The organism is Alkalihalobacterium sp. TH-98, assembly GCF_057473385.1.
The window spans coordinates 48,279-73,629 of the sequence record NZ_JBYCKM010000020.1 but is presented as its reverse complement, the minus strand read 5'-3'; the positions used below and the strand labels follow the sequence as shown (position 1 = coordinate 73,629).

The 25,351-nt window shown below is 38.3% G+C and carries 18 protein-coding genes; 3 read left to right on the top strand and 15 right to left on the bottom strand.

Annotated features, from left to right (window positions below; translation table 11 throughout):
- Window positions 1-99: 99 nt before the first annotated feature.
- Window positions 100-1,452 (bottom strand): alkaline phosphatase, encoded by a 1,353-nt coding sequence (locus tag AC2VNP_RS08090; protein ID WP_486916838.1) that lies wholly within the window; start codon window positions 1,450-1,452, stop codon window positions 100-102.
- 194 nt (window positions 1,453-1,646) lie between these two features.
- Between AC2VNP_RS08090 and AC2VNP_RS08085 the strand changes: the two genes are divergently transcribed.
- On the top strand, window positions 1,647-2,363 hold the full coding sequence (locus AC2VNP_RS08085; protein WP_486916837.1) for a 3-ketoacyl-ACP reductase: 717 nt from the start codon (window positions 1,647-1,649) through the stop codon (window positions 2,361-2,363).
- Between the two features lie 140 nt (window positions 2,364-2,503).
- Here the strand turns inward: AC2VNP_RS08085 and AC2VNP_RS08080 are convergent, their stop codons facing one another.
- The 7 genes from AC2VNP_RS08080 to AC2VNP_RS08050 form a co-directional block, all read right to left on the bottom strand.
- The gene (locus tag AC2VNP_RS08080) at window positions 2,504-4,210 is read right to left on the bottom strand and encodes an acyl-CoA dehydrogenase family protein (RefSeq protein WP_486916836.1); all 1,707 of its coding nucleotides are present in this window, start codon (window positions 4,208-4,210) and stop codon (window positions 2,504-2,506) included.
- 263 nt (window positions 4,211-4,473) lie between these two features.
- Window positions 4,474-5,325 carry an amidohydrolase family protein gene (locus AC2VNP_RS08075; protein WP_486916835.1) on the bottom strand — a complete coding sequence of 284 codons (852 nt, stop codon included), beginning with the start codon at window positions 5,323-5,325 and terminating at the stop codon, window positions 4,474-4,476.
- An 11-nt stretch (window positions 5,326-5,336) separates the two neighbouring features.
- Entirely contained in the window at window positions 5,337-8,411 is a 3,075-nt protein-coding gene (locus AC2VNP_RS08070) for a GNAT family N-acetyltransferase (RefSeq protein WP_486916834.1), read from the bottom strand.
- Between the two features lie 340 nt (window positions 8,412-8,751).
- Window positions 8,752-10,899 carry a PAS domain-containing hybrid sensor histidine kinase/response regulator gene (locus AC2VNP_RS08065; protein WP_486916833.1) on the bottom strand — a complete coding sequence of 716 codons (2,148 nt, stop codon included), beginning with the start codon at window positions 10,897-10,899 and terminating at the stop codon, window positions 8,752-8,754.
- Window positions 10,892-12,010, bottom strand: coding sequence for an FIST signal transduction protein (locus tag AC2VNP_RS08060; RefSeq protein WP_486916832.1), 1,119 nt, complete (start codon window positions 12,008-12,010; stop codon window positions 10,892-10,894). Before AC2VNP_RS08060 ends, AC2VNP_RS08065 begins: the two co-directional genes overlap by 8 nt.
- 131 nt (window positions 12,011-12,141) lie before the next feature.
- The gene (locus AC2VNP_RS08055) at window positions 12,142-13,803 is read right to left on the bottom strand and encodes an EAL domain-containing protein (protein ID WP_486916831.1); all 1,662 of its coding nucleotides are present in this window, start codon (window positions 13,801-13,803) and stop codon (window positions 12,142-12,144) included.
- Window positions 13,796-15,280 carry a sensor histidine kinase gene (locus AC2VNP_RS08050; protein WP_486916830.1) on the bottom strand — a complete coding sequence of 495 codons (1,485 nt, stop codon included), beginning with the start codon at window positions 15,278-15,280 and terminating at the stop codon, window positions 13,796-13,798. The genes AC2VNP_RS08055 and AC2VNP_RS08050 overlap by 8 nt, the downstream gene beginning before the upstream one ends.
- A gap of 458 nt (window positions 15,281-15,738) precedes the next feature.
- On the opposite strand from AC2VNP_RS08050, the gene AC2VNP_RS08045 reads away from it, so the two are divergent.
- Together AC2VNP_RS08045 and AC2VNP_RS08040 are read left to right on the top strand one after the other, a co-directional pair.
- On the top strand, window positions 15,739-16,422 hold the full coding sequence (locus AC2VNP_RS08045) for a GntR family transcriptional regulator (protein WP_486916829.1): 684 nt from the start codon (window positions 15,739-15,741) through the stop codon (window positions 16,420-16,422).
- A gap of 13 nt (window positions 16,423-16,435) precedes the next feature.
- Window positions 16,436-17,065 (top strand): sterol desaturase family protein, encoded by a 630-nt coding sequence (locus tag AC2VNP_RS08040; RefSeq protein WP_486916828.1) that lies wholly within the window; start codon window positions 16,436-16,438, stop codon window positions 17,063-17,065.
- A 279-nt stretch (window positions 17,066-17,344) separates the two neighbouring features.
- Here the strand turns inward: AC2VNP_RS08040 and sda are convergent, their stop codons facing one another.
- The 7 genes from sda to AC2VNP_RS08005 all read right to left on the bottom strand — a co-directional run bounded on the left by sda (window position 17,345) and on the right by AC2VNP_RS08005 (window position 25,344).
- The gene (sda, locus tag AC2VNP_RS08035) at window positions 17,345-17,485 is read right to left on the bottom strand and encodes a sporulation histidine kinase inhibitor Sda (protein WP_486916827.1); all 141 of its coding nucleotides are present in this window, start codon (window positions 17,483-17,485) and stop codon (window positions 17,345-17,347) included.
- Between the two features lie 383 nt (window positions 17,486-17,868).
- Entirely contained in the window at window positions 17,869-18,534 is a 666-nt protein-coding gene (locus tag AC2VNP_RS08030) for an NAD-dependent epimerase/dehydratase family protein (RefSeq protein ID WP_486916826.1), read from the bottom strand.
- Window positions 18,535-18,739: 205 nt separating this feature from the next.
- The gene (locus AC2VNP_RS08025) at window positions 18,740-20,215 is read right to left on the bottom strand and encodes a protein adenylyltransferase SelO (protein ID WP_486916825.1); all 1,476 of its coding nucleotides are present in this window, start codon (window positions 20,213-20,215) and stop codon (window positions 18,740-18,742) included.
- A gap of 608 nt (window positions 20,216-20,823) precedes the next feature.
- The gene (adhE, locus tag AC2VNP_RS08020; protein ID WP_486916824.1) at window positions 20,824-23,427 is read right to left on the bottom strand and encodes a bifunctional acetaldehyde-CoA/alcohol dehydrogenase; all 2,604 of its coding nucleotides are present in this window, start codon (window positions 23,425-23,427) and stop codon (window positions 20,824-20,826) included.
- 147 nt (window positions 23,428-23,574) lie between these two features.
- Window positions 23,575-23,802: a hypothetical protein gene (locus AC2VNP_RS08015; RefSeq protein WP_486916920.1), complete on the bottom strand. Its 228-nt coding sequence runs from the start codon at window positions 23,800-23,802 to the stop codon at window positions 23,575-23,577.
- A 311-nt stretch (window positions 23,803-24,113) separates the two neighbouring features.
- Window positions 24,114-24,962: a M55 family metallopeptidase gene (locus tag AC2VNP_RS08010; protein WP_486916823.1), complete on the bottom strand. Its 849-nt coding sequence runs from the start codon at window positions 24,960-24,962 to the stop codon at window positions 24,114-24,116.
- Window positions 24,963-25,020: 58 nt separating this feature from the next.
- Complete coding sequence (locus AC2VNP_RS08005; protein ID WP_486916822.1) at window positions 25,021-25,344, bottom strand: hypothetical protein; 324 nt, start codon at window positions 25,342-25,344, stop codon at window positions 25,021-25,023.
- Between the last annotated feature and the right edge of the window lie 7 nt (window positions 25,345-25,351).

The window sequence follows — 25,351 nt, the reverse complement described above, 5'->3', positions numbered from 1 at the left end:
TTCAATCCTAAGTTTTATAAGAAAAGCACCGTGTCTGTTAGTTCCCTCTAACAAACACGGTGCTTGATACTACCCGATGTTTAATACAAAACAGCTCTATCAATAGTCATCCGTGGACAGAAATGGTATGTCCATCGCCTTAGCCATCAGTTTTGGCACATCCGTATTATCGATTGAACCACGGAACCATTCCGAAGCAGGCCCGTACGCATATAACGGAATATCCACCCCAGTATGTACTTTTGTCGTCCAGCCGATGCAGGCACGTTCACTAATAATATTGTTAATGACATAAACCAAATTCTTGTCAGCGGCTTTTTTAATTCGTTTAGCTTCTTCTTTTGTAAGTTCAATGTTTGCGTATGTTTTCAAAATATCGTTTACATTACTTCTTTTAGAATTTAATTGCTTGGCCATATATTTACCGGTTGCTTTTACGTCGCGAAGGACTTCTGCTTTGGCTTCGTATTCATCATACCCTCCTACACTCATTCCGCCTGTATCATGATCTCCAACAACAACTACCAATGTATGTTTTTCGTTTTTTGCAAAATCCAAAGCGATTTCAACTGCTTGTTCAAACGCCTCTATATCCTTCATTGCCCAAGCGGCATCGTTAGCATGTCCAGCCCAATCTATCTGGCTTCCTTCCACCATTAAGAAAAAACCATTATCATGTTGACTTAACGCAGTGATTGCAGCTGTTGTCATTTCAGCTAAGCTCGGTTGCTCTGTAACGTCACGATCAAGTTCTGGTGACATCGGACCTGTGGTAAATAAACCGAAAAATTGATTTGTACTTGCATCAAGTTCTAAAAGCTCATCCCGATTTTCTATAAATGAATGCCCTTTTTGCTGTAATTCTTCTATTAAGTTCCGTTCTTTTTGCAACCCGCCAGCTGATTGCGGTAAGAAGTATCGCTTCCCGCCACCAAGAAGGACATCGACTATTTCTATCATTTGCAAGGCTACTTCTGCTTTACTATCACGGGACGTAACATGTGCAGCAAAGGCAGCTGGGGTCGCATGTGTGACGGTAGATGTAGCAACGAGTCCTGTCACTTTTCCGGCTTTTTTGGCTGCTTCCAAAATCGTTTCTAACGGCCTTCCTTCAGGTGAAATACTAATCATATCATTATTGGTTTTATATCCTGTGGCCATTGCCGTTGCAGCGGCCGCCGAATCTGTAACTGAATTATTTGCTGATCTCGTCTTCATCATTCCTGCTAGCAAAGGGTCCAGGCTTGACGCCTCACTACCTTTATAGATGCGATAATTGGTAGTATAACTAGCAGAAAAGCCATCCGGTATCATAAAAATCACATTTTTTACGTGTGCTTCTTTAGTATGGCCTGTACTACTTGCTTCTACAGGGTGATGTATTAAGAAATTCGCGGAACATAAAATGAAACAAAGACAAAGGATAGATATCGTATTCTTGTTATACTTCATTCATTTCGACCTCTCATTCAAAAAACTCCTCTTATTACTCTATAGGATAAGTATGCTCTGTTGCGGCCTATACTACCCAATTCATCCAGTACTATCCATATCGAATAGAAATATTTTCTATGCAAAACCTATACAGACTAACCTTATCGATGAATTTGTTTCTAGTCACTATTTTTTTATTAGGAGTGTTGTCATTGAATTCTCTAAGTGGAAAAAATGCACTAATTACTGGTGCCGGCAGAGGAATTGGACGAGCAATCGCTATCGCTCTAGCAAAAGAAGGAGTGAATGTTGGCTTACTCGGACTTAATATGTCAAACCTAGAAAAGCTCACTTCAGATTTGAAAGCCTATGATGTAACCATATCTGCAGCAACAGCTGATGTCGCTAATTTAGAAGCCGTTGAACATGCTGTTGACCATATTCAATCTGATTTAGGTTCTATCGACATTCTTATCAATAATGCAGGTGTCGCTAAATTTGGAGGCTTTTTAGATTTAACTCCAGAAGAATGGGAAAACATCATCCGAGTTAATTTAATGGGCGTCTATCATGTAACTCGAGCGGTATTGCCGCAAATGATCGAAAGAAAATCAGGAGATATTGTGAATATTGCATCCACAGCCGGACAAAAAGGTGCACCTGTTACAAGCGCGTACAGTGCCTCTAAATTTGCCGTCATGGGACTGACAGAATCACTCATGCTAGAAGTGAGAAAACATAATATTCGCGTTACAGCGCTAACTCCAAGTACAGTTGTAACAGACTTAGCTGTGGAATCAAACCTTATTACCGGAAACCCTGAAAATGTCATGCACCCAGAAGATTTAGCTGATATGCTTGTCGCAGGATTAAAACTTCACCCTAGAGTGTTTGTTAAGTCGGCTGGGTTATGGTCAACAAATCCATAAGTAGTTGAGTTCTATAACTATGAAAAAAATGAGCTTCGGACATCCGAGAGCTCATTTTTCCATAGCAATCTTCTACTTTTTTATTACAGGTTTGAAAATTACTATTCCACCTTTATATTCAACAACTACTGGATTAAAAATCACTTTGCTACAGCAGCCAGCGCTTCTTTTAATGGCAGGACTTGTTCTTTCCAAATATTCTTTTCTTGGTCTAAATTGATTTGTGGTCGTTTTAACATTCTTTCTAAAAACTCGGTTTGTTCCAAAGTATTCTCAAATTTGGACAAGTGTGCAAGAGCATATTGAGCAAAATCACTTACCATAAATTTAAACATATGATTAATAACATCACCGTTGACTTGATACAATTTAGCATTTTCTAGGACCAGTTGAGCGTAAACAACCATTGTAAATAGTTCACCTAAATGAAGCATATAATTTTTATTTTCTTGCTGTTCTTTAGTCAGTGGTGCTTTATATAACATCTCTCTTAATAACTCAACCTGCTCTTTGAACGTTATCACGTTAGGGTGATTTACCCCCTCATAGCTACGGCGATAGTCTGGGAATTTTACATTCCCTAAAGATCCAGTCGTTTGTTTAAATAGATTAGAGTCATCTTTTGCCTCACGGCGGGTAGGGATTTCCGCAAATTCTTCATTATTAAAAAAGTAATTTTCCATAAACTTAATAACTAAAGCCATATTTACGTGACTTGTTCCCTCTAAGCGTGGAATCATCCCTATGTCTCGAATGGCTAATTCCATATACGTGTCTTGTTCAAATCCTTTGGCAGCAACAATATCTAAAAGCATATCAATGACTTCCATTCCTTGCTTCGTTACTTTCATTTTTTGAATCGGATTAAATAATAGGTACCTGCGATCTTCTTCAGAAGAAGACCTAAAGTAATCAACAGCCCTTAATGCATAAAGTTTCATGGCAATGATACGTACAAAGGACTCGGTAAATAAATCTTGGACATGGTTAAAATCAGTAACCTTTTGTCCATACAATACACGATTATCCGCATGATTTAGCGCCTCATAAAAAGCATGCTGGCAAATTCCTGCTGAAGCAAAACCTAACTGAAACTTCCCAATGTTCACTGTCGATAATGACGAATCCCATGCTGCACGGCCTTTTGATAATATCTCAGCATCTGTAATTGGATAGTCCTCAATCGAAAATGCACCAACAAATGCAGGGCGAACTCCCGAAGTATTAATTTTCTTTTGTAAATGATAGTTATCATTAGTTGGCTCAACGGTAAAAAAAACAAATTCATCTGTTTCAGCTATACGTCCAAATACAGAGACTAGCGCTGCTTTATTTGCATTTCCAATATAATATTTAGAACCATTTCCTATATAGGAACCATCCTCTTGTGTGTATAGCTTCATTTGATTCGAGTACAAATCAGCTCCATGCTTTTTTTCAGACATGCCAAAGGCAAAAATACCCCCATCTTTCAAGAGCTTCCCTGTTCTTTGTTTTAGCTCCTCATTGTTAGACATCCAGATTGGGCCAAGACCCAGTATACTCACTTGATAACAATATTGATAAGCTAAAGAATAAAATGCCGTTAACTCGCTAAAGTCACATATACGAGACAGATCGAATCTAGCATCTTCATCACCATAACCTGCTGGGGTTAATAGCGTAGCAAAAATTTCTTCCTCTTTTAGAAATTCAATGAAATCATCGTACCATTTAGAAGCTTGGTCCTCTTCCTTTATATTATCAAGTCCCTTTTCCTCAAAGAATTTTACTGTCTTTTCCATTAAAGTTTTAGTCTTCTCGTCTTCCACCTGTTGACTAACGTTCATAGGGTTTAAAAAAAGCATACTACTCCTCCTTTTGTAAAAATGAATGAATATTCACTCATTTTAAATTAGATAAAAACTCTTAAAATCCCTGCTTGTTTTTACAATTTTTTGTAAGCAAGGGGGATTATTTAGTAACAAACAAAATAGAGGTACATATCACATGATGATTTGCACCTCTATTATTCTGCTAAAAAACGACGACAAGACTTTAGGAATTCCAAGGTTGGTATTTGTGATAAAAACACGGTTCCGCAATAAGTTAGCTGCCTTATTTGCGCGACCTACATCATCTTTTCTATTTTAGGAAATAATCGAATGGCATTTTGATAAAACACTTCTTCAACATGCTTCGATGGAATTAAGTCACCAATAAAATTGGCGTAGTCTTTGATTGGAGCTAACGGCCAGTCTGAGCCGAAAAGTAACTTTTCATAATGATCACAAAAAGTGATGGCATGCCGAATGTGATCAAGGAAGTTCCCTTTTGATTTTGCGTCTAGCTCTTCTTTTGTTCCAACGACCCAGCCTGACAGGTCTGCAAACATGTTGCGATTTTTATAGACTACTTCAGCACCAGTTAAAACCCAAGGGTCTCCTAAATGAGCCATCATAAAATTGACATCACGCCGCATAACTGCGACTTCATCAAGTGTCAATGGGTGAGAGTACTTTAACAACCCTCGTTCAGAATAGGTGTCCCCCGTATGGAAAACGACAGGAACTCGGTAAGCCGCTGCCAAGTCATACACTGGCTGATAAACGGCGTCATAAGCATAGTACGGGTAATAGCCTAAGTATATTTTAATGCCTACAACTTCAGTTTTCTTTAACTCGTTTTCTAAAGCATCTAAGCCAGATTGATTGAGGTGGTATGGATTAATGCCTGGACATATGGCTACTTTGGACGGTAGACCTTCCTCTAAGTCGAGCCCCATTGGTGAAACAGCATGGTGATCTGGAAACCCCATTTGCGGTGTTTCCGTAACACCCATGCCAATCGCTAATTCAATATTTCCATTTTTCATTTCCTGTTGAAGACCTTTACTTGAGTAATCAACGAGGGAAAGATTCTTTGCGGTTTCTTTAAAGCTACCTATATCCGAAAAGTGAATATGTGCGTCAATAATTTTCATCAACATAACCCCTAATTAAACGAAAGTCTTTGTAATTGTCTATAGTGCGTTTGTTTACCATCACCAAATAACAGGATCGTCGGTTGAATTCTGACAATCTCCCCTGACGTAGCAGACCAATCGGTTTCAGAAGCTACTAACAACACTTCTTGATTCATGTATAGTTCTGCCATTTTTCTCTCCCTTGGATGGACTATGATTAGATCATCTTCTCGCTCATCAGACCCAACCGTAACAAAAGGTGTATCTTTTAAAATAAACTCTTCTACCCCAGCGTAATACGTATGGATGCTGCCTTCAGTCGGTAGATTGGCATAACAAGAAGTCAGTTTTTCAGCTGGTTTAACGAAAGCCTCTAAGTCCAACACTTCATTTGTAAACGTTCTTCCCGAACTTTGCTCAATTTCTGCAAATAAAGCGATAACCGGAATGTCTGGTAATGTTAAAGCAAATTGACGAAGGACAACTCCTTTCATCGTTTCATGCTCTAAAAATGCAGTAGAAAGACAAAGCCCTGTCCACTGATGCCCATACTCGTCATCTTTGGTTACAAATTCTACCGCGGTCTTCTCCTTTAGCATCGAATAGGCGCTTACATTTTGAAACGTGTACCGTAATCCGCCGCCCCAGGGGTTCCACCACGCTTTCGGCCCGGCTTCTGGATATTGATGGTGTAATGCTTCCTCTCCTTTATAAGTTAAAGAGTAGATACCTGGAAAATACGTCGAAGAAGCTTTATATTCAATTACACCATTTTGAACCGTCCATATCCCGTTTTTCTCGAAAGTTCTCACTTCTCGTTTTCCTTTCACCAATTGCAAAGCTTTCACTTGGGCACGGTGACTAGACGAACGAAAGTCTCCAGTAATGTACTGTATACCTGGCTGATGGTGCTCTAGTTGCATTCCAATATGATGAACAGCATCCTCAGGTTTCGTTTCCTTCATATATAACTTTCCATTATGTTGTAACATTAAACTTCCATGTACATAAGGAGTCAGTATCGAACGGAAAGAGTAATTTACTTTTTCACCGACAGAAGAAATCATGCTCCCGCCTTCTGCCTCTAACGCATATAGAGGCAATTCCTTTAAACTATGAGTCTCTTCCCCGACGACCAACTCGCGCCAATCTGACCAGGTTGTTACCGTATTAATCCCAACTTGGACCGGACCGAAGTGAGCTTTCTCATTCGCCCCAATCGTACCAAGCTTATATTCAACCGCAAAGCGCCAGTCATCTTTTCTCCCAATCGCATCCTTTGGCCAAGCAATGGTTTTCGTTTCCCCATTTGAAGCCGAGGTGAATAACCAAGGTTCTGAAATATCCTTATCCGAAATATACGGGGTAAATGGGATGGTCGCTTCATTACCAATCATTACACCCTTTTCTTGAGGAATCGCCATATTCTCGAACTTTGGAATAAAAGGCTGTAGAAGCGATATCGATTCCTTGCTTTCCTCTCCTGCGTTATGGAGTTCATGGCTTAATTCTACTAATCCATCTCCGTATAATTTTAAAAAAGTAGTTAGTGTAAGCTGAGGAAAGGCCTCGGAATGATGGGTCGTTTTTAGTACTGACGCTTCATTACATTTAATAAATTCTACAGAAGTTGCTTCCTTTTTCGAGAACTCTTCACTATAAGGTTTTCCGATTTTGGGTGTAAGTAGTGTAAGTGGTGCTTGCTTCGAACGAATAGAGCCTATTTTCGCAATCTGATTTCTCTTTTCTACCTTCACAAAGAAGGGACCGTTGTAAATATACCAATATTCTTCACTCTCCCCGCCAAACTTTGCCCCAGACCCAGGAAAGGCAAGTGACATTCTTGTTGTAAAAGTGAACGATTGGCCGCTCGAACGTTTAACATGCACTTCAATTTCTTTTGTTAATAATTCATTTTTTAGAAGCTCGCAAGGCAATGGAATAGAGACTCGTTCTTTTCCTTGAAGTGTTGTCTCTACTCCTGAAAGTTCCCATTTCACTACCTCATTCTCAGGAAGTTGGATCGTCCATGTTGTTTCTTCCTCTAGCTGACTTTCAAGGTCTAGATATACGTTTCCTTTTTGCTGAGGGATCCAAGTTTTCTTCACCGAACGCAAATGCAGCTTTCCTGCTCTTTTTGGAAACACGCCCATTTTTAGTGGGAATTCGGCTCCATTCATCTTGAGGTTGGCTTCAACGACAGGATGCGTTTTCCAAGGACTCGGTTCACTTTGAGGCATCGTTAGCTTCAAGGGTATTTCCCCAACCCATTCCTCTTTGATATCCAACGTTTCTTCGAAGCTATGATTTACAATTGTTGTTGGTTTTCCTGAAATAGAGCCTACCAATGGTTGATTCGTTTTATTTACGATACGGTACGTCACAAGGTGCTCTTCTTTTTCAAGCAATTTAAAAGCTGGCAGCTTCATTTCTATTAATAAATCTTCCGTTTCTATGAGGCGAAACCCACGCCCTGTTCGTTCCACTTGAATTCTTATAAACTCTTTACCACCTTCCCATTTATACTCATAATAAGTATGGCCGTTTTCTTTTATACCATCTGGCTTTACCTCAATGATGCGTTGACTCGTTGTGTACCAATTGTATTTTTCAAAGAACGGACGAAGCCATTCCAATTGAAGTACCATAGGTATAAAGTTCATTAAATGTGTAACATCATCCCTTTCTTCCCAAAAGAAGCCACATTTTTTATAAAGCGGTACGGCCTTTGTATTTCCAGCCCACGTAAATAGGTCTAATCTCGGCCAGTTCAATTCAACCGTTTTCTCTATTGCTCTTAATACGAGTTGCTTTCCGATTTTTAGTCCTTGATAGGCTGGGTGGACATTAAGTAAGGGAATATAGAGAGACCAGTCATCTTCTTTATATTCGGATAAGCCACAGTAACCAACTACTTCATCCTTAACCATCGCTAGAAACAAATGGAGATTGGCAGAGTTCGCTTCCTTTTCTATGACATCTTGCTCTGACATAACAGCGGCGTCGCCACCCCAGTCATCGCGGCTTTCATTCCACATCTTGGCTACTCCCTTAGCAAGACCTTCATGATATTCTACTATTTTCACTTGAGCTGAAGTTTTCATAACTTCCTCCTACACTATGTTTTTGTATGTCGAACCTCACAATTTTTAGTTTTTTGAATAACATTGACGAGTTTAATCATCGTCTTCTCCCCCATTCATTTTATATTGGTAAATTTTACATACCTTTCATAGTCTAAAATGTTATGAGAAAAAAGTAAAGAATATTCGAACTTCAATTCCCATTGTTTTTTGCAGGAAATAAAGGTTTAGTAAAAGGCTTTGAAACTAAAAAAAGCGTAAGGAAAAATTAAATTTCCATACGCTATAATTGCTATAATTCTATGCTTTTTTTATTCGACTCATACGTAAAGGAATACACTTTTAGCTCTTACTCTTCCTCTCAACAAGTTACTGTGAGTCGCTTTATCTCTTCAATTAACTTTTTAATATTGAGCGGCTTTGACACGTAACTGTCCATTCCAGCAGAAACGCAACGCTCCCGATCACCTTGTAAGGCGTGGGCTGTAAGAGCAATAATTGGTGTATACGATTGACTTTCTTTTTCCCATGTCCGGATTTGAGCAGTCGCCCGTAATCCATCAAGCACTGGCATTTGTACATCCATTAATACGAGGTCAAATGTTTGAGTCCTCATCATTTGAACTGCGTCTTCCCCATTTCGGACGACAGTTACTGCGTAGCCATATTTCTCAAGGATTTTCTTTACAAGGTTTAAATTAACTTCATTGTCTTCAGCAACGAGTATTCTTTTTTGGTCTTGACGTAAATTCGCTTCTTCATTAAAACGCGCTCGCTTCTTATTTTGGTCTTGCTCAACTGCATTCACATCTTTTAGCAATTCTTTTTTTACACCTGTCGAACGAAGCGGCTGATAAATAAAAGTGTTAGACGGCAATTCACTCTGGTTCGGTGATGAGTCAACCTCTGCGTCAATATAAAACCAAAATGAAGAGCCTTTTCCTACATTACTAGTAAATGAGATTTCGCCACCCATTTCCTCAACCAGTTTACGAGAAATGGTTAGTCCAAGCCCTGTTCCACCGTATTTTCGGGTACTTGATCCATCGACTTGAATAAAAGGTTTGAAAATTTCCTCTTGCTTATCAGCCTCAATACCAATGCCTGTATCTTCAACGACAAAGAGCAGTTCAGCTTTCCCATTGATTTCAGTTGAACGAACCACATGGATAACGACGCTGCCCTCCTCGGTAAACTTTAACGCATTTCCGACCAAGTTATTGAGTACTTGCCGTAGACGCTTTTCATCAGATTGAATATATTCTGGAACACCTTCATCCATATCAAGGATAAGTTCGATTCCTTTCTTAGCAGCTTCAGCAGTGAAAGTTTGAGTGACATTTAATATGAAGGTTGGAAGGTGAAAGCGAGTTTCTAGCAAGTCAAACTTACCAGCTTCTATTTTTGAAAAATCTAAGATGTCATTGATAAGTATTAGTAAGGAATTAGAAGATTCTCTTACGATATTTACATATTCAAGTTGTTCCTCATTCAGATCAGTTGATTGCAAAAATTCGGTAAACCCAATAATTCCATTCAACGGCGTACGAATTTCATGGCTCATATTGGCGAGAAATTGGCTTTTTAATCTATTCGCATTTTCAGCTTCCTCTTTTGCCGTAGTTAATTGTTGCTCGTACACCTTTCGATCCGTAATATCATGAATAGTACCGGTGAATCCAATCCATTCTCCTACGGAATTATGTGCAACAGTAACATATGCCTCAACCCAGCGATACCCTCCATCGGCGTGACAATAACGAACCTCCGTTTTACATTCAGTTTCTATGCCCTCTTTAAGTGGAGCAAAAAGTTGTTGAGCTTTAAGCACATCGTCTTCATATATATATGAGAGAAAGTTTTGTCCGATTGTTTGCGCAACCGGAAACCCAGTGATCTTTTTCCATGAAGCATTTAAAAAAGTCCAAACTCCTTCAAGGTCTATCTGAAATATTATCTCCCGCACACTATTTACCACTAATCGGTACCGCTCTTCAGCTAAACGCCGCTCCATCGCCTCAATTTTTTGTTTTTCAAATGATAAACAACCCTTAAGTGCAATGGAAAACTTCAACATCACTTTCTCTAGTTGCTTAAGCTCTTTTGTTGTAAAAACAGTATTTGAATAAGAATGAAGCTTTAAAAAACCTAAATCTTTTAAAGGAAAAAGGACAATAGTTCCTTCATGGATATCATATTCATGCAGCCACCCATTCTTTTTGGCCTCTTGTACACTTACAGTTATCACCTGCTGGTTTAAATGAGCAAAATCATCTGTCACAGATTGACCAATAAAATATTCTGGGTAGGCATAAGCTAACTTGTGAGGACCCCTATTTTCTTCACGTAACCAAATTGAAGCATAACTTAAATTTTTACGTGACATAAGTACCTTTAGAAATGAACTGCACTCTTTTTTAAATTCTAGTGAATTACCAATGTTTAAAGAAAGCTCGTATAAAAGTGAAATATCCTGGAGAATGGTTGATAGATGGTTCGATTTATTCATGGAAAACACCTACAACCGTCGTCTTATTAAAAAATTCAAGATACCCATCACCATATGATGAGATTTCTCCCATAGTTAAAGCACCAATAACTGGTAGCTGATTAGATTGTTTCAAACTTAATGTTTCATGAATAGTTCCTAGCTCTTGCTTGAAATCTTCACCGAGGAACAACACCCTTGAAATACAATCAATGACTAATGGTGAATGCTTCACGTTTTCAATGGAGGAGATCGCTTGAACACTTGCTTGCTTTGCAGCTTCTATCAAATTCTTTGGATCGCCTTTTAAAATCTCAAGAACAGTATTTTCTGGTATTTCACCGACACAAACAAGATCCCCTTCGTCATTTACTTTGATCGGGTCACGTACAACGTCTTCTGTCGCGTCCTTCATTAGTCCAAACGGATAAGCCTTCGCAATGTCAAAAAAGTTTTCTCGTGTTATCTGCCTTTCTGTTTCCTGCTCTATGACTTGTTGATACACAGGAAAAGCAGCTTCCCAATTAAGTTCAATAATTCTATTCCTCTCTGTTTTTGTAGCAACATAAGGACCTTGGATGGCTTGCCAACCATGCGCTACCCCAAGTTGTGTTTTTTCTTTACGCAGAGCAATGAGTGCCGCATCTTGGTAAATCCCTTCATTTGTAAATAGGCAAGGTTTTTGCTGTAAAGATAGTGAACCTGCACCACCACCGATATAGGATAGTGAACGACCCACCTTGTTAAATAGTGATTTCAGAAATTCTGCAACATGTGGTGTTAATCCATCTACAAATAAAAGGGCTGTCTGTGCTTCTTTTGTACTTACATTATTAAACAACTCTGTTACACCTACTTCAGGCTCATCGATCCCTTTAATAATTACTGGCGGATGAACGAGGGAAACTACACTTAGAACAGCGCCCCTGTCATAGCTCTCATTGTTATAAATAACAGCAGGAAATAAGCCCCCAAAACATTCTATATTGTTTTCACGAAAATACATCAGCATTTCATCCACGTGTTCTAATTCTGATTCTGCTGCTAAGATGAGTACATATTCACCATCATTTACAGTTAGGTTCTCCAACGCACTCTCAAGAACCTGAACTTCTAGTGAGTTTACATACATAGCATCTTCCTCCATTTACTTCTAAATTGTAGCTTGTAGTCATTGACCACAACCAGCTTCTTAACTCTTGAAACACAATCCATTGAGGATAATAGAGTGTTCAAGTCTGAAAACAAGGTACCCTATCACGTTTATCCCTTAAGCTGTGCCTTTGGTTCACCTAAATAAAAGCCTTGTGAATAATCTACACCTATACGATTGAGTGTTTGAAAGACTGCTTCATTATCAACAAATTCAGCTACCGTTTTTATTGAAAGTTTTTTCGAAAAATCAACAATGGACCTAACGATCGCTTGGGCATGAACATCCGTATGAATGTTCTTGATTAATGATCCATCAATCTTCACAAAATCTACATCTAACTTTATGAGATGTGCAAAGTTCGAATAGCCTGTGCCAAAATCATCGATTGCAATTCGAACCCCGAAAGTTTTAATCTCTTTTAAAAACAAATTGATTTCCTCATAGTTTTCTATACCATCTGATTCTAGGATCTCTACTATTAATTGATTGGCTAAATCCTGGTTTATTGAAAGTTCTTTAAGTAATACTGTTCGAATTTCTTCATCTAAAAGGTTGTCGATTGATAGGTTAATGGAGATCTCTAAACCGGTTTCCTCCATTTTCTTTAAGGCTTGTTGAATAACTAGCAACGTGATTTGTCGATACATTGTTGTTTTTTTAGATATCTCTAGAAAATGATACGGAGAGTGGACAGTTCCATCTTCCTCTTGGAGGCGAACAAGACATTCATACTTGGTAGTGATTTGTCTATGATTATCAAATATCGGTTGATAAAACAAGATAATACGACTTTGTTCAATCGCTCTGCTAATCTTTTCTGACCAAACAATATTTTCTTTCACTTTGTCGACTACTTTAAAAGATTGATCATAAACAACTAGCTTTTTCCCTTCCGTTTTAGCATTGTTCAATATTACCTCTGCTTGTTGAACAGTCTCAACCCATGTTCCTAATGCTAGTTTAAAAGCGACTCCTACTGTCAGCTGTGCACTAAGAGGAAAGCTAAATCCTTTAATATATACATTCTCTTGCTCTAACTGGTGCAACATCTCACTAAGTTGGATTTTTAGTTTTACTGAGTCTACAACCCGATGACACACAATCATTAACTGATCCATGTTATAGCGGTAAATCGAAATCAAATTTGGTGAAGTTTTCAACTCTCTCATTCTGCTAGCTATTTTTGCGATAAAATAATCCGTATTTTCATAACCATACGTATCACTTAACTGATGATAATTATTTATGGCAAGTAAGATTAACGTCGCTTCTTTACCTTCTTCTAGATCTCGATACAGCTGAGTCCGATTCGGTAAGCCTGTTAAGTCATCAAGAGATACACTTTTAGCGATATTTGACCCTCTTCCCTCTTTTAAATCAGTTACAACCTTCGTTATTTTACTAACAAATTGTTGCGCTGACACGGGTTTCACTAGAAACTGATCGATACCTAGTTCGATCGACTGTAATAAATTCTCTTGGTCACTATGTGCAGAAATGATAATAATTTTTTGCTGGGGATTAACCGTTTTAATTTGGGTAACCATGTCAAGACCATTCATCCGCGGCATTGATATATCAGAAAAAATAATGTCAATCTCTTCACCATGCTTCTCGTATAGAAGTAACCCTTTCTCACCGTTTTCAGCAATCCAAACTTGGTTAAAAAATTTGCTTAACAATGTAATCATTTGTTGACGAATAAGCTCATCATCCTCAACATACATGACATTTAGTTCCCAACTTAGGCTTTTTAGCTCTTTAATCATTGTCATGGTCTCCTTCAATTAAAAGAGGAATTTCAATAACAAACTGTGCTCCATCTCCATGATTGGATGCATGGATTTTCCCTTGTAGACGCTCTTCTACTATTTTTTTTGAAATTGACAAACCCAACCCTGTACCCTTTCCTTTTTGTTTAGTTGTAAAGTATGGTTTAAAAATTTCATCTAAGTAGTCTTGTGGTATTCCCCCTGCATTATCTTGAATACGTACTTGTAACACCATTTCTTCCTTTAATGTAGCTGAAACCTGAATTTTACGGTGTCGATTATCAACCCTATCATCAAAAGCATGAATGGCATTGGACATAATGTTAATCAAAACTTGTTGTAAATCATTTCGATGGGTTGTGACTTGGATATCCTCTAATGCCTCAACGTACAATACTATATTTCGGCTATAGATTTGAGACTGCATTAAATCAAAAATACATTTCATAACTTCTTGAATAGAAAATGTCGTTAATTTTTGATTATTATTAAAAAAACCCATAAAATCCGTTATCGTCTGCGACATACTCCCCACAACTTCAATAATTTGATTGGCTTGCTCAATAATTTCTTCAGGGCTACTTCCTAGCTCAGCATCTAAAGCAATGTTTGACGCCATTAAACTAATCCCATTAAGCGGTTGACGCCATTGATGAGCGATGGAATTAATAATGTCCCCCATCGCAACTTGTTTAGATTGCTGTTGTATCATCATTTCTTTTTGTTGGTTTTCAAACACAGCCTGTTTGATTTTTCCTTCTAGCTTTTCATTAAATGTCGAAAGTTCATTAAGCGTTTGCTGTAGCTTCTTTTCCGTATCCATTCGTTTAACCATTCCGCCGAAGCTAGCTGCTACTGCTGTTAATATAAGTTCATCATCTGCTGACCACTCGCGCTCATTATGACAATCGTCAAATCCGATAAATCCCCACAATTCGTCTCCAATATAGATTGGTAGTACGAGTAAGGAGATAATTCCTTGTTCTTCTAGCACTTTTCGACCTGGTTCTGGCATCTGCCGAATAAGACCATTCACTGTTTCTCGCTGTATTAACCTCTCATACCACCAGAGAAGTTGCATGTCTGTATACTCTACATTTTGAAGGTCTGGATTAGCAATTTGCGGCTCTACATCACCTTGTGTCCATTCATACCGTTGGCTGGTTGCAGGTCTTCCGGTTTCAGGATGATTATGGTGTTCGAAGATATACACACGATCAACATAAACAGCTTCACCTAAAAACTGAAGTGCTCTCAAAACAGCTTTATTCTGATCCCGGTTCGTAATTAGAGTGTGAGTAGCATTGGCAATTGCTTGAAGGAGTTTATCACGGCATGCGACTTTCTCGAAAGTAGTATAACTTTTACCAGTTTTTTGTTCGAAATTAGATGATACATTATCTATTTCATTTGTTTTTTCATATAACTGTCCAGTTTCGAAAACATGTTCACTTTTTTCAACCGAATATGTCATTGCTTCTCTTCCTATCTTTTAATCTATTTTTTCATTAAAGTTACCTTAAATTTCAATTCTCTTACGCTTAAAATTTATAGTCCCTATGCTAATTAAATATTTAGCCCCGACGATTTCCTTTGGATACATTTTACTTCATATTAGGACTAATTATACAGTACTAAATTACTAATATAAAAGAAAAAAATAATAGTCCATTCAATTTAAATTAAATTAACGGCATGATAATACAACAAGAAATCTTCATAGAAAGATTCTTAATCAGTTAGAGTTTTACCGTAGCTTAATTAACTATAATTACCCTGTTATACAAACTTCTAAACCGGTAATTTCTGTCAGTAATCTTTAAGTTGACAGAAAATTCAATCAAAAAATATAATATTGGTAATACCAAAGGTAACAACATGTAATACCTAAATACGGCGATACATATTCATACTAAAGGAGGACGGTCAAACATGAAAATAAGTGAACGTACATCCGATAAAGTAGAGAGAAAATTAATTGATGAAATATTAACAGGAAACTTACAGGCAGGAACTATACTCCCTCCCGAAAGAGAGCTTGCTAAAACATTTAGTGTAGGGCGCCCTACCCTCCGAGAGGCGTTACAACGTTTAGAACGAGATGGCTGGATTACAGCGCGAAAAGGGCAGCCTTCAATCGTAAACGATTACTGGGACCAAGGCAATTTAGCGATGCTTGATAAAATTGTCCAAAATCAACATTCTGTAACAGATGAGTTTATTCTGTACTTACTGGAATTAAGGTGTTCTTTGACGCCAACGTACATTCATGATGCTGTCGCAAATAATCAAGCCAAAGTCGTTGCTTTGCTAGCTCACTTAGAGGATTTGAAAGACGATGCCGACAGTTATGCAGCATTTGATTGGAAGTTACAAAAAGAATTTGCCCGCCTATCGTCAAACCCTATTTACCTTCTTATTCTAAATAGCTTTGATTCCTTCTACTTAAGGATGGCAACTAGATACTTTTCTATAGAATCACATAGAAACTTATCATTGCAATATTACAACGAGCTGCTAACGATAGCTCTAAAGGGGGACGCCATTGAAGCCGAAAAGATTGCTAGACAGGTAATGAAAAGAAGCTTGACACTTTGGAAAGATCGAGACGATTAAAGGAGGATTTTAAATGAAAGGAAAATACGTAAAAGAGTTTTTCTTATTTCCCGATGTGTTAGTCATGAACTGCCTCTTCTTGATTAGTTTTGGTTGGATGATTTACTCCTTTTCGATAATAACCTTACTGGCTTTTTTTCTAGGAATGGTTGGCTATACGCTAAACGAATACCTCACACATCGATTTATATTCCATATGAAGCCACCTAAAAACCGTTATCTGCTTAAATTCATGAAGCGTATTCACTATGACCACCATTCAAAACCAAGTGACTTGCATCTACTATTTTTACCCCTATGGTACAGCTTACCTGCCATTGCTATTACTGCTGTTATTGTCTACCTTTTTACGTGGAGCTTCACCATTACCAATGCTTTTATTGCAGGTGTAATGCTTTTCTTATTATTTTATGAGTGGAAACATTATGTCGCTCACCGCCCCATTCAACCTGTTTCTCCATGGGGGAAGTGGATGAAGAAAATTCATCTATGGCATCATTATAAAAACGAAAATTACTGGTACGGTGTTACGAATCCAGCCTATGACTTTTTACTAGGAACATTTAAGGATCAAAAAGATGTTAAATCAAGTGAAACGGCTAAAAACCTTGAGAAACGAGGCGAACATAATATGAAGTTGTAATGTATAATAGATTATTTTCGGTTTGATGATCCACGAGACAATGAGCTGGTCAAAAAGCTGATTGGTGAAAGAACGTCCTTTTGGTTTTTGTGTTTCAACTCAAAAAAGGGGCCATAGTGTTGCCACTATGATCCCTTTACATTTATAAATGTTCAGAAATATTATATATTTCATTTTGAAGGATCTTTTTCGTTTTCTTCCATCAGTATAATTTGCGAATGTTTTTACTTAACTCCTTATCACTCAATTTTGAAAAGCTTTCTCATAATTGAGTGATGATTAATTCTTGTTCCCTACGTAATCTAGTATTTTTCGATTATCCATCTCTTTTTCTAACATTTTTATAAATTCTTTTTCTAAATTTAAATCTTTCGCCTTCTTGTATGTATTTACTAGCAATTCATCACTTAATTGATACATATTTCTACCACTCCTAAAAAACTAAGGTATAGTCCTATTCACTGTGATACCTATTCTTAAACCTATCCGATCATTTAAAAACTATGTTTATATAAAAAATTAGAATTATTAAGCATAGTATTAGTTATTTTAGGAGGCTAAATGGCTTTTTAACTTTTTACAGGCACTTCTTACAAAACTTTATTCCATACAGCTTTTAGAAACAAGCATGCCTGTTGAAGTAATATGTTTAAGGAGCTATAAATCACAAAAAAAGGAATATAGCTATAGCTTTATATTCCTAGTTAGATGTGATTTTTCACTTTACTTGGAGATATTTTGGGGATACTTTTTACAGCCTAGAAGATAAAATGACCGTAGGGAATTTTGCTTTCCTCTACTCTTTAAGATTTCCCTAATTCTTGAATTTCATCTGAAGGGTAGATGGTTACTCCTTTGTGATCCAATTGTGCTGCTTTAAACATAGCGTTAGCAACCGTTGTTCCTTGTATTGCTTTAAACTTTTTCAATGGGCCGATAAAGAAAACAGAAAGTGCTTTATAGACCACTTCAGCCGTTCTTTCTCCTATTCTAAATTCCCCGCGCTTTCCCATCAAAAGAGATGGACGGAAAATCGTAACAGAATCAAAATCAATCTTACTGACTTCTTCTTCTAGCTCTCCTTTTATTCTTAAGTAAAAGTTCGAGGCTTGAGCGTTTGCAGAAAGGGAACTCACAAACAGAAATTGCTTGGCTCCCATTTTTTTAGTTAGCCTTGCAATTGTTAACGGGTAGGTGACATCAATCTTACGCATCACTTCTTGAGACTTGGCTTTTTTGATCGTCGTTCCAAGGCAACTAAACACATCATCGACTTCAAAATTAATAATCGACTCATCTAATCGGTCAAAATCAATGACCTTTTCTTCTAATTTGGAATGGTTGAACCCAAGCGGTTTGCGTACAATTGCAATTATTTTTTTATATTCGGATTTGTTAAGTAAAATCTTTAATAATTCATTTCCAATTAAACCTGTAGCTCCTACTATGAGGGCAGTTTTTTGCTTCATTTTTATCTCCTCTAAGCGTGATCATAATTCTAACGATCGACTCTGGTAAAAATTATTTGTGTACTACTTAAAATGTTCTCACATCCATATTACTTAAAGTAAATGAAACAAGCCAGAAATCTCGCTCCTAAGCACTGACTGGTTTATAGGGAGATTTCTAGCTTTATTTTTTTAGATCCTATTACTTATACTGTGTCACTTTAGATTAAGTACCGCAAAATGTACGGTAAGGATGGCTTGATGGATCAGGCAGCGTGCTGTACTCTGCTTGTTCACAAGAATGTGCGTACGGATTAGATAACGCCTGAAGGAGTCTCTCCATCACACTGTAATCTCCACGTTCCACGGCTGCTTCTAACGCTTCCTCCACGCGATGGTTGCGAGGGATGATTGCAGGATTGTTATTTTTCATTAATTCGTGTGAAGCCTCTTTAGATTCTTCCTGTTTACCAAGTCGGGCTTGCCACAGTTCATACCATTGCTCAAATTCTTTTTTGCCTGACAAGCCTGTATCCTCGAGCTGATCGAACGTTAATGCGCGGAATGTATTAGTAAAATCAGCACGATACTCGTTCATGATACTTAGAAGGCCTTCAATCAAGGTTTCATCCTCTTCTTTCTCATGAAATAACCCTAACTTCGCTCTCATTCCAGCCATCCAGTTGGCTGTATACAACTCGGTAAATCCTGAAATTTCTGTTTGAGCGAGTTTCACAGCCTCCTCTTGATCATCATGTAGTAGCGGTAAAAGGGTTTCTGCAAATCGTGCTAAATTCCAACCTCCAATATAAGGCTGATTTCCATAAGCATAACGACCTTGTCTGTCAATTGAGCTGAATACGGTGTCCGGATCATAGGTATTCATAAATGCACATGGTCCATAGTCAATCGTTTCCCCGCAAATCGTCATGTTGTCTGTATTCATCACCCCGTGTATAAATCCAACCATTTGCCATTTCGTAATTAAACTCGCCTGTCGTTTAATCACTTCGCGAAGAAGCGAAAGGTATCGATTTGATTCCGTTTTAACCTCCGGGTAATGTCTCTCTATCGTATAATCAGCTAACGCTCTTACATCATCAACCGCACCCCATTTAGCGGCATACTGAAAGGTACCAACTCGCAGGTGACTGGCAGCCACGCGAGTCAAAATGGCACCTGGTAAATCGGTTTCACGAATAACGTGCTCACCTGTTGTTACCACCGCTAAACTGCGAGTCGTCGGGATTCCAAGTGCATGCATTGCTTCGCTGATAATATATTCACGCAGCATCGGTCCAAGTGCGGCTCGCCCGTCACCACCTCGTGAATAGGGTGTTCTCCCCGAGCCCTTAAGCTGAATATCAAACCGCTCACCACTAGGATTCAACTGTTCACCAATTAAAAGAGCCCTTCCATCTCCAAGCATCGTGAAATGACCAAACTGATGCCCCGCATAGGCCTGAGCAAGAGGTATCGAGCCTTCAGGCACCGCATTACCTGCAAACACCGCTACAGCGTCATCCCCTTTTAGCTCCTCAGCTTTTAATCCTAAAGAGACTGCCAACGATTCATTGAGAATAACTAGTTCAGGTGAACGAACAGGGTTTAAATCAATGGTAGAAAAAAAAGGTTTCGGTAGACTTGCATAACTATTGTCTAAATTCCAGCCTGCTTCTTGCATTGCATTTCTTTCGGTCATGATAATCTCCTTCTCTTCCTTCGTCTTTTTTTCTATCCTAACTTTTCTTCCCGTTAAAATAAAGCAATGTACATTACTTTAGTGAATCCCGATTTTATTAAAAAACTGAAATTCATTAGACAGGGATTTGACGAGTGGTAACCGTAACCGGACTCAGAGGCCTTTATCTGTGAACAAAACGTTGATTTGGATAGTTTCGCGGACTCAGAAGCCTCTATTCGATGAAAAGTCGGGCATTTTCACCTGTTTTTATTAAAATAAGAGCCTCTCAGTCCGCGAAAGTCAAAAAAACGAGGATTTTTGATAGATAAGGGCTTCTGAGTCCGTTAAAAAATCTACAAGACCATCCATTGCATTTTTTTTAAAAATTGACTAGATATTCAGAAAACACTAAGGGATTACCTTAACCAAAGTTTGATCCCCTTGAATTTTGCAATCAAATCAACAACATTATCTAACCTAGAATACATAGCCTTATTATTATCTGCTTTTCCAATTTATTATACTCTGTCTATACGAGGAAGCTTGTCATTTAAAACTAAAAAAACCGGTCAAGTAGTCATCCCCTTAACCGGTTTTAAATCATCAACCTAAATTATTGAGTTATGCTATACACCTTTAAAAGCATTTCGATAAATCTCTGCTAGCTCATTGACTAGAGGCAGCTTTGGATTCGCAGTTGTACATTGATCTTCAAATGCACGCTCTGCTAATTTTTCTACTTTCGCCTCGAAATCCTCTTTCGTTACGCCGCAAGCTTCAATACTCATTGGAATGTCTAGTTCTTTTGCCAAATCAATAACCGCTTGAACTAAGCTTTCAACTCCCTCTTCTATCGTTCTAGCAGGCAATCCGAGCATTCTTGCAATTTGAGCATATCGCTCGTTGGCAATGAAGTGCTCATACTTAGGAAAAGCGGTAAACTTCTTCGGTTTTGTTGCATTATAACGGATAACATGCGGCATTAAGATTGTATTGGCACGACCATGCGGAATATGGAATTCAGCACCTAGTTTATGGGCTAAACTATGATTAATTCCTAAGAAAGCATTCGCAAAGGCCATCCCTGCGATCGTTGAAGCATTATGCATTTTTTCTCGAGCAAGCTCGTTGCTTCCATTACGATAGGCTATTGGAAGGTAGTCAAAGACTAGCTGTATGGCTTTCATAGCCAAACCATCTGTATAATCATTAGCCATGATGGAAACATACGCTTCAATCGCATGAGTTAATACATCCATTCCTGTATCTGCAGTAACTTGCTTTGGTACTGTCATTACAAATTGAGGATCAATGATGGCTACATCAGGAGTTAACTCATAATCAGCTAACGGATATTTTACATTGTTTTCTTTATCAGTAATGACCGAGAAAGAGGTAACCTCTGAACCCGTTCCTGAAGTCGTTGGAATGGCAACAAACTGTGCTTTTCCACCTAGGTTTGGATATTTAAAAATTCGTTTACGAATATCGAGAAACTTTTGTTTTAAACCTTTAAAGTCCGTCTCTGGATGCTCATAAAACAACCACATTCCTTTGGCTGCGTCCATTGCAGAACCGCCGCCAAGCGCAATAATTACATCTGGTTGAAAATTGTGCATCATTTTTGCACCTTTCATGACGGTTTCAATCGATGGGTCTGGTTCAACATCTGAGAAGATTTCACAATGGACATAATCACTACGTTTTCTTAAGTAATACAAGACCTTGTCAACATAACCGAGATTGACCATGCCTGGATCAGTTACAATGAACGCTTTTGAGATTTTCGGCATCTTCGATAAATACTGAGTAGAATGTTTTTCAAAATAAACTTTCGGCGGCACTTTAAACCATTGCATGTTTGTATTCCTTCTCGCTAATCTCTTGATATTTAACAAATGAACGGCACTGACATTGGAAGAAACCGAATTACGTCCATAGGAACCGCAACCTAAAGTTAATGAAGGTAAAAATGCATTGTATATGTCTCCGATCGCGCCTTGACTAGAAGGTGAGTTAACAATTAAACGACCAGCTTTCATTCGATTTCCAAACGCTTTAATAACCGCATCATCTTCAGAATGGATGACCGCTGAGTGACCAAGTCCCCCAAAAGCTAGCATTTCTTCTGCCCGAGTTAAGCCTTCCTCTGTTGAATTCACTTGATAAAAGGCTAGAACTGGACTTAACTTTTCTCGAGACAGTGGATATTCTGGGCCGACACCTTTAATTTCTGCTATTAGTATTTTCGTATCTTCAGGTACATCCACACCAGCAAGGCTCGCAATATAATAGGGTGATTTTCCAACAATCTCTGGGTTAACTGCGCAACTCTTTTCGTTAATTACCAGCTTTTCTACTTTCTTTCGTTCGTTTTCATTAAGAAAATAGCAACCATTCGTCTTCATTTCTTCTTTCACTGCTTCATAGATTTCCTTGTCGACAATCGCCGCTTGTTCAGAAGCACAAATCATGCCATTATCAAAGGTTTTAGACAGGATTAAGTCGTTAACGGCTCGTTTTACACTGGCTGTTTTTTCAATATAACATGGAACATTTCCTGGACCGACCCCAAGAGCTGGTTTACCAGTACTATAAGCTGACTTCACCATACCTGCCCCACCTGTAGCTAGTACAAGTGCAATTCCAGAATGGTTCATCAATTGTTGGGTTGCTGCAATGGACGGTGTTTCAATCCACTGAATACAATGTTGCGGTGCGCCTGCTTTTATAGCTGCATCCCTCAGTACACGAGCTGCTTCACTACTAGATTTCTGTGCCGATGGATGGAATGCAAATATAATAGGGTTTCTCGTTTTTATAGCAATTAGTGCTTTAAACATAGTAGTAGATGTTGGGTTCGTTACCGGGGTGACGCCTGCTACTACGCCGACAGGCTCTGCGATTTGCAGAATTCCCTCGTGCTCGTTCTCTTCAATAACACCAACCGTTTTATCGTACTTTATGTTATGGTAGACATACTCTGTTGCGAACATATTTTTAATAATTTTATCCTCATACACTCCGCGCTGCGTTTCTTCAACAGCCATTTTTGCTAGCGGCATATGTTGGTCTAAACCGGCTAAAGCCATTTCTTTTACAATGCTATTGATCATTTCTTGGTCAAAACTCATAAACTGGGCTAATGCAGACTGGCCGTTTTCCACCAGTTTCTCAATCATACTCGTCACATCATTTTGTTGCTTTACTTCCTTTTCTAAAACTCCCACGTGAAGTCCCCCTTAAAAGTGAATACAAAGTTTGTGAAATGTTGAGCAAGTTATTTTAAAAAAAATGTTAACAATGGATTTCGTTCGAATGGTGTTAGTTCACCAACTGCCTTAGACTAGACATGCTTGTTATGTTTAAATTTCTCATTACTCACAAACTGGATTTCGTTGAATTTTTGTAATCGAGATATCATTGTAAAGCTTGGAGTTCTCATTAATGATACAAACGTAATTTACGGTCCAAATATAAGTCGGTATTTCCTTCCCCTCTTCAAACATCATCGCCTCAAACTCATCGCCAACAAAATCTTCAAACATCTCTAGTGAGTAAGTTTCAGTGTCGGTAGTAAAGTCTTTCCATTGGCATAATATCAATTTGATCAACTCCTTATGTCTTTCATACCTTTATCTTATCACTAAAAAGTTTGTGAAGTAGTGAACAAACTTTGTCTCTTTTTAAATCGCTTTCATGTTTCTATTTATTGTTGGCTTAAAGGCAGTTGTGGTAATAACCCATGCTTTTATGCCTTTACGGACTCAGTTACACTTCATTCTCATAAAAACTTGATATTGAGCTATAAAAAAACAAAAGGCCATAATTTAATCGGCCTTCTGCTTTAACTTTTTTTTTGGTGCTCATCTTTTTATTTTTGTTTGTTTTATGCTTTTTTCTAACCAACACTAGTCTAGGCGTTCGCTTGTCCTAAAACACCTTGAGTAGCTGCCATCCCAATAATGACACATCCCCACATGTGCTTATAAGCGGTTACCATGTCCGGTGCTGTAAAGCGAATCGTTTTTGGACCGATCAGTTCCACTGAAGGAATGGTTGTCGTCATCAATGCTTGGTTTGTTCCTTTAAATTCAATCTCAAAGGTGATAGGTCCCTCCACTTTATAAGGCTCGATGCTCTTAGCTTTTTCAACTGCTAATTGTGCTTTTTCTTTAATCATTTGCTGGGCTTTTTTAGGCGGAAACAGTTCGGCCGCCAAGCGATCAATACCTCGTTTGACAACAGCTGCTTCAACGTGAGGTAATGTCTCCTTCACTTCTTCCACATAAGCATCATCCCCAGTAATTAAAAGGGCAGGTACATTAAAATCACCTGCAACCGCTGCATTCAGCTCGGTTTCACCAACAACCTTGCCATTCATACGGAATTCATTTACACAAATACCTGCTAAAGAGTGATTGATGACTGTACGTTCAGAGCCACCTTCACGCCCATGGTGGCCAACAAACAAAATTCCATCATATGTATCGTCTAGTCCTTCTAGCTGGCACATCACACGATTATTACCAGAAATTAGACTTGCACGCTCATCAAGGTCCTCTATAAAAATATTTGACATATTTCCATGTCCGTCAGCAACAACAACTTCTGTAGCACCGCCATTAAAAGCCCCTTCAATTGCAGCGTTAACATCTTGAGTCATAAGCTTTCTGAAACGCTGATATTCACTTTCCTTTTTTAGCTGGACGCCTGTAGCAACTCCTGTGACCCCTTCAATATCTGCTGAAATAAAAAACTTCATCCTTTTTCTCCCTCTTTCTTTTTCTGATTATTTCTAGTTTAAACTAAATTTAGTATACCTACAAAATGTTTGAAGACCTGAATTCACTGAAATAAAGGATGCTGTGATCATCCCAGCAGGTAAAGCCGTTTCCGAAGTCCTTCGTTACTTGGTAGCAGAAGGTAAAATTCACAATCAAACGATTTATACGATTTTGATCATCCTTCTGGAGCGAACGGTCACCAGAAAAAGCAATATAAGGGAGAAGAAAGAGGGGTTTAAGGAGAAGCCAAGGGGTAACCTCACCGTACACTCCGAAATATTCTTCAAAACGACCTTGTTCAATACCATAAAGAAGGCATCTCAACAACTCACTTTTTTGAGATACCTTCTCTTTCATCACAATATTA

Coding starts and splice junctions, on each gene's coding strand:
- AC2VNP_RS08010 (WP_486916823.1), bottom strand. CDS start 24,962: ATGAAGTTTTTTATTTCAGCAGATATTGAAGGGGTCACAGGAGTTGCT.
- AC2VNP_RS08060 (WP_486916832.1), bottom strand. CDS start 12,010: ATGTATGTAAACTCACTAGAAGTTCAGGTTCTTGAGAGTGCGTTGGAG.
- AC2VNP_RS08065 (WP_486916833.1), bottom strand. CDS start 10,899: ATGAATAAATCGAACCATCTATCAACCATTCTCCAGGATATTTCACTT.
- AC2VNP_RS08070 (WP_486916834.1), bottom strand. CDS start 8,411: ATGAAAACTTCAGCTCAAGTGAAAATAGTAGAATATCATGAAGGTCTT.
- AC2VNP_RS08090 (WP_486916838.1), bottom strand. CDS start 1,452: ATGAAGTATAACAAGAATACGATATCTATCCTTTGTCTTTGTTTCATT.
- AC2VNP_RS08025 (WP_486916825.1), bottom strand. CDS start 20,215: ATGACCGAAAGAAATGCAATGCAAGAAGCAGGCTGGAATTTAGACAAT.
- sda (WP_486916827.1), bottom strand. CDS start 17,485: ATGTATCAATTAAGTGATGAATTGCTAGTAAATACATACAAGAAGGCG.
- AC2VNP_RS08040 (WP_486916828.1), top strand. CDS start 16,436: ATGAAAGGAAAATACGTAAAAGAGTTTTTCTTATTTCCCGATGTGTTA.
- AC2VNP_RS08030 (WP_486916826.1), bottom strand. CDS start 18,534: ATGAAGCAAAAAACTGCCCTCATAGTAGGAGCTACAGGTTTAATTGGA.
- AC2VNP_RS08080 (WP_486916836.1), bottom strand. CDS start 4,210: ATGCTTTTTTTAAACCCTATGAACGTTAGTCAACAGGTGGAAGACGAG.
- AC2VNP_RS08045 (WP_486916829.1), top strand. CDS start 15,739: ATGAAAATAAGTGAACGTACATCCGATAAAGTAGAGAGAAAATTAATT.
- AC2VNP_RS08075 (WP_486916835.1), bottom strand. CDS start 5,325: ATGAAAATTATTGACGCACATATTCACTTTTCGGATATAGGTAGCTTT.
- AC2VNP_RS08055 (WP_486916831.1), bottom strand. CDS start 13,803: ATGATTAAAGAGCTAAAAAGCCTAAGTTGGGAACTAAATGTCATGTAT.
- AC2VNP_RS08050 (WP_486916830.1), bottom strand. CDS start 15,280: ATGACATATTCGGTTGAAAAAAGTGAACATGTTTTCGAAACTGGACAG.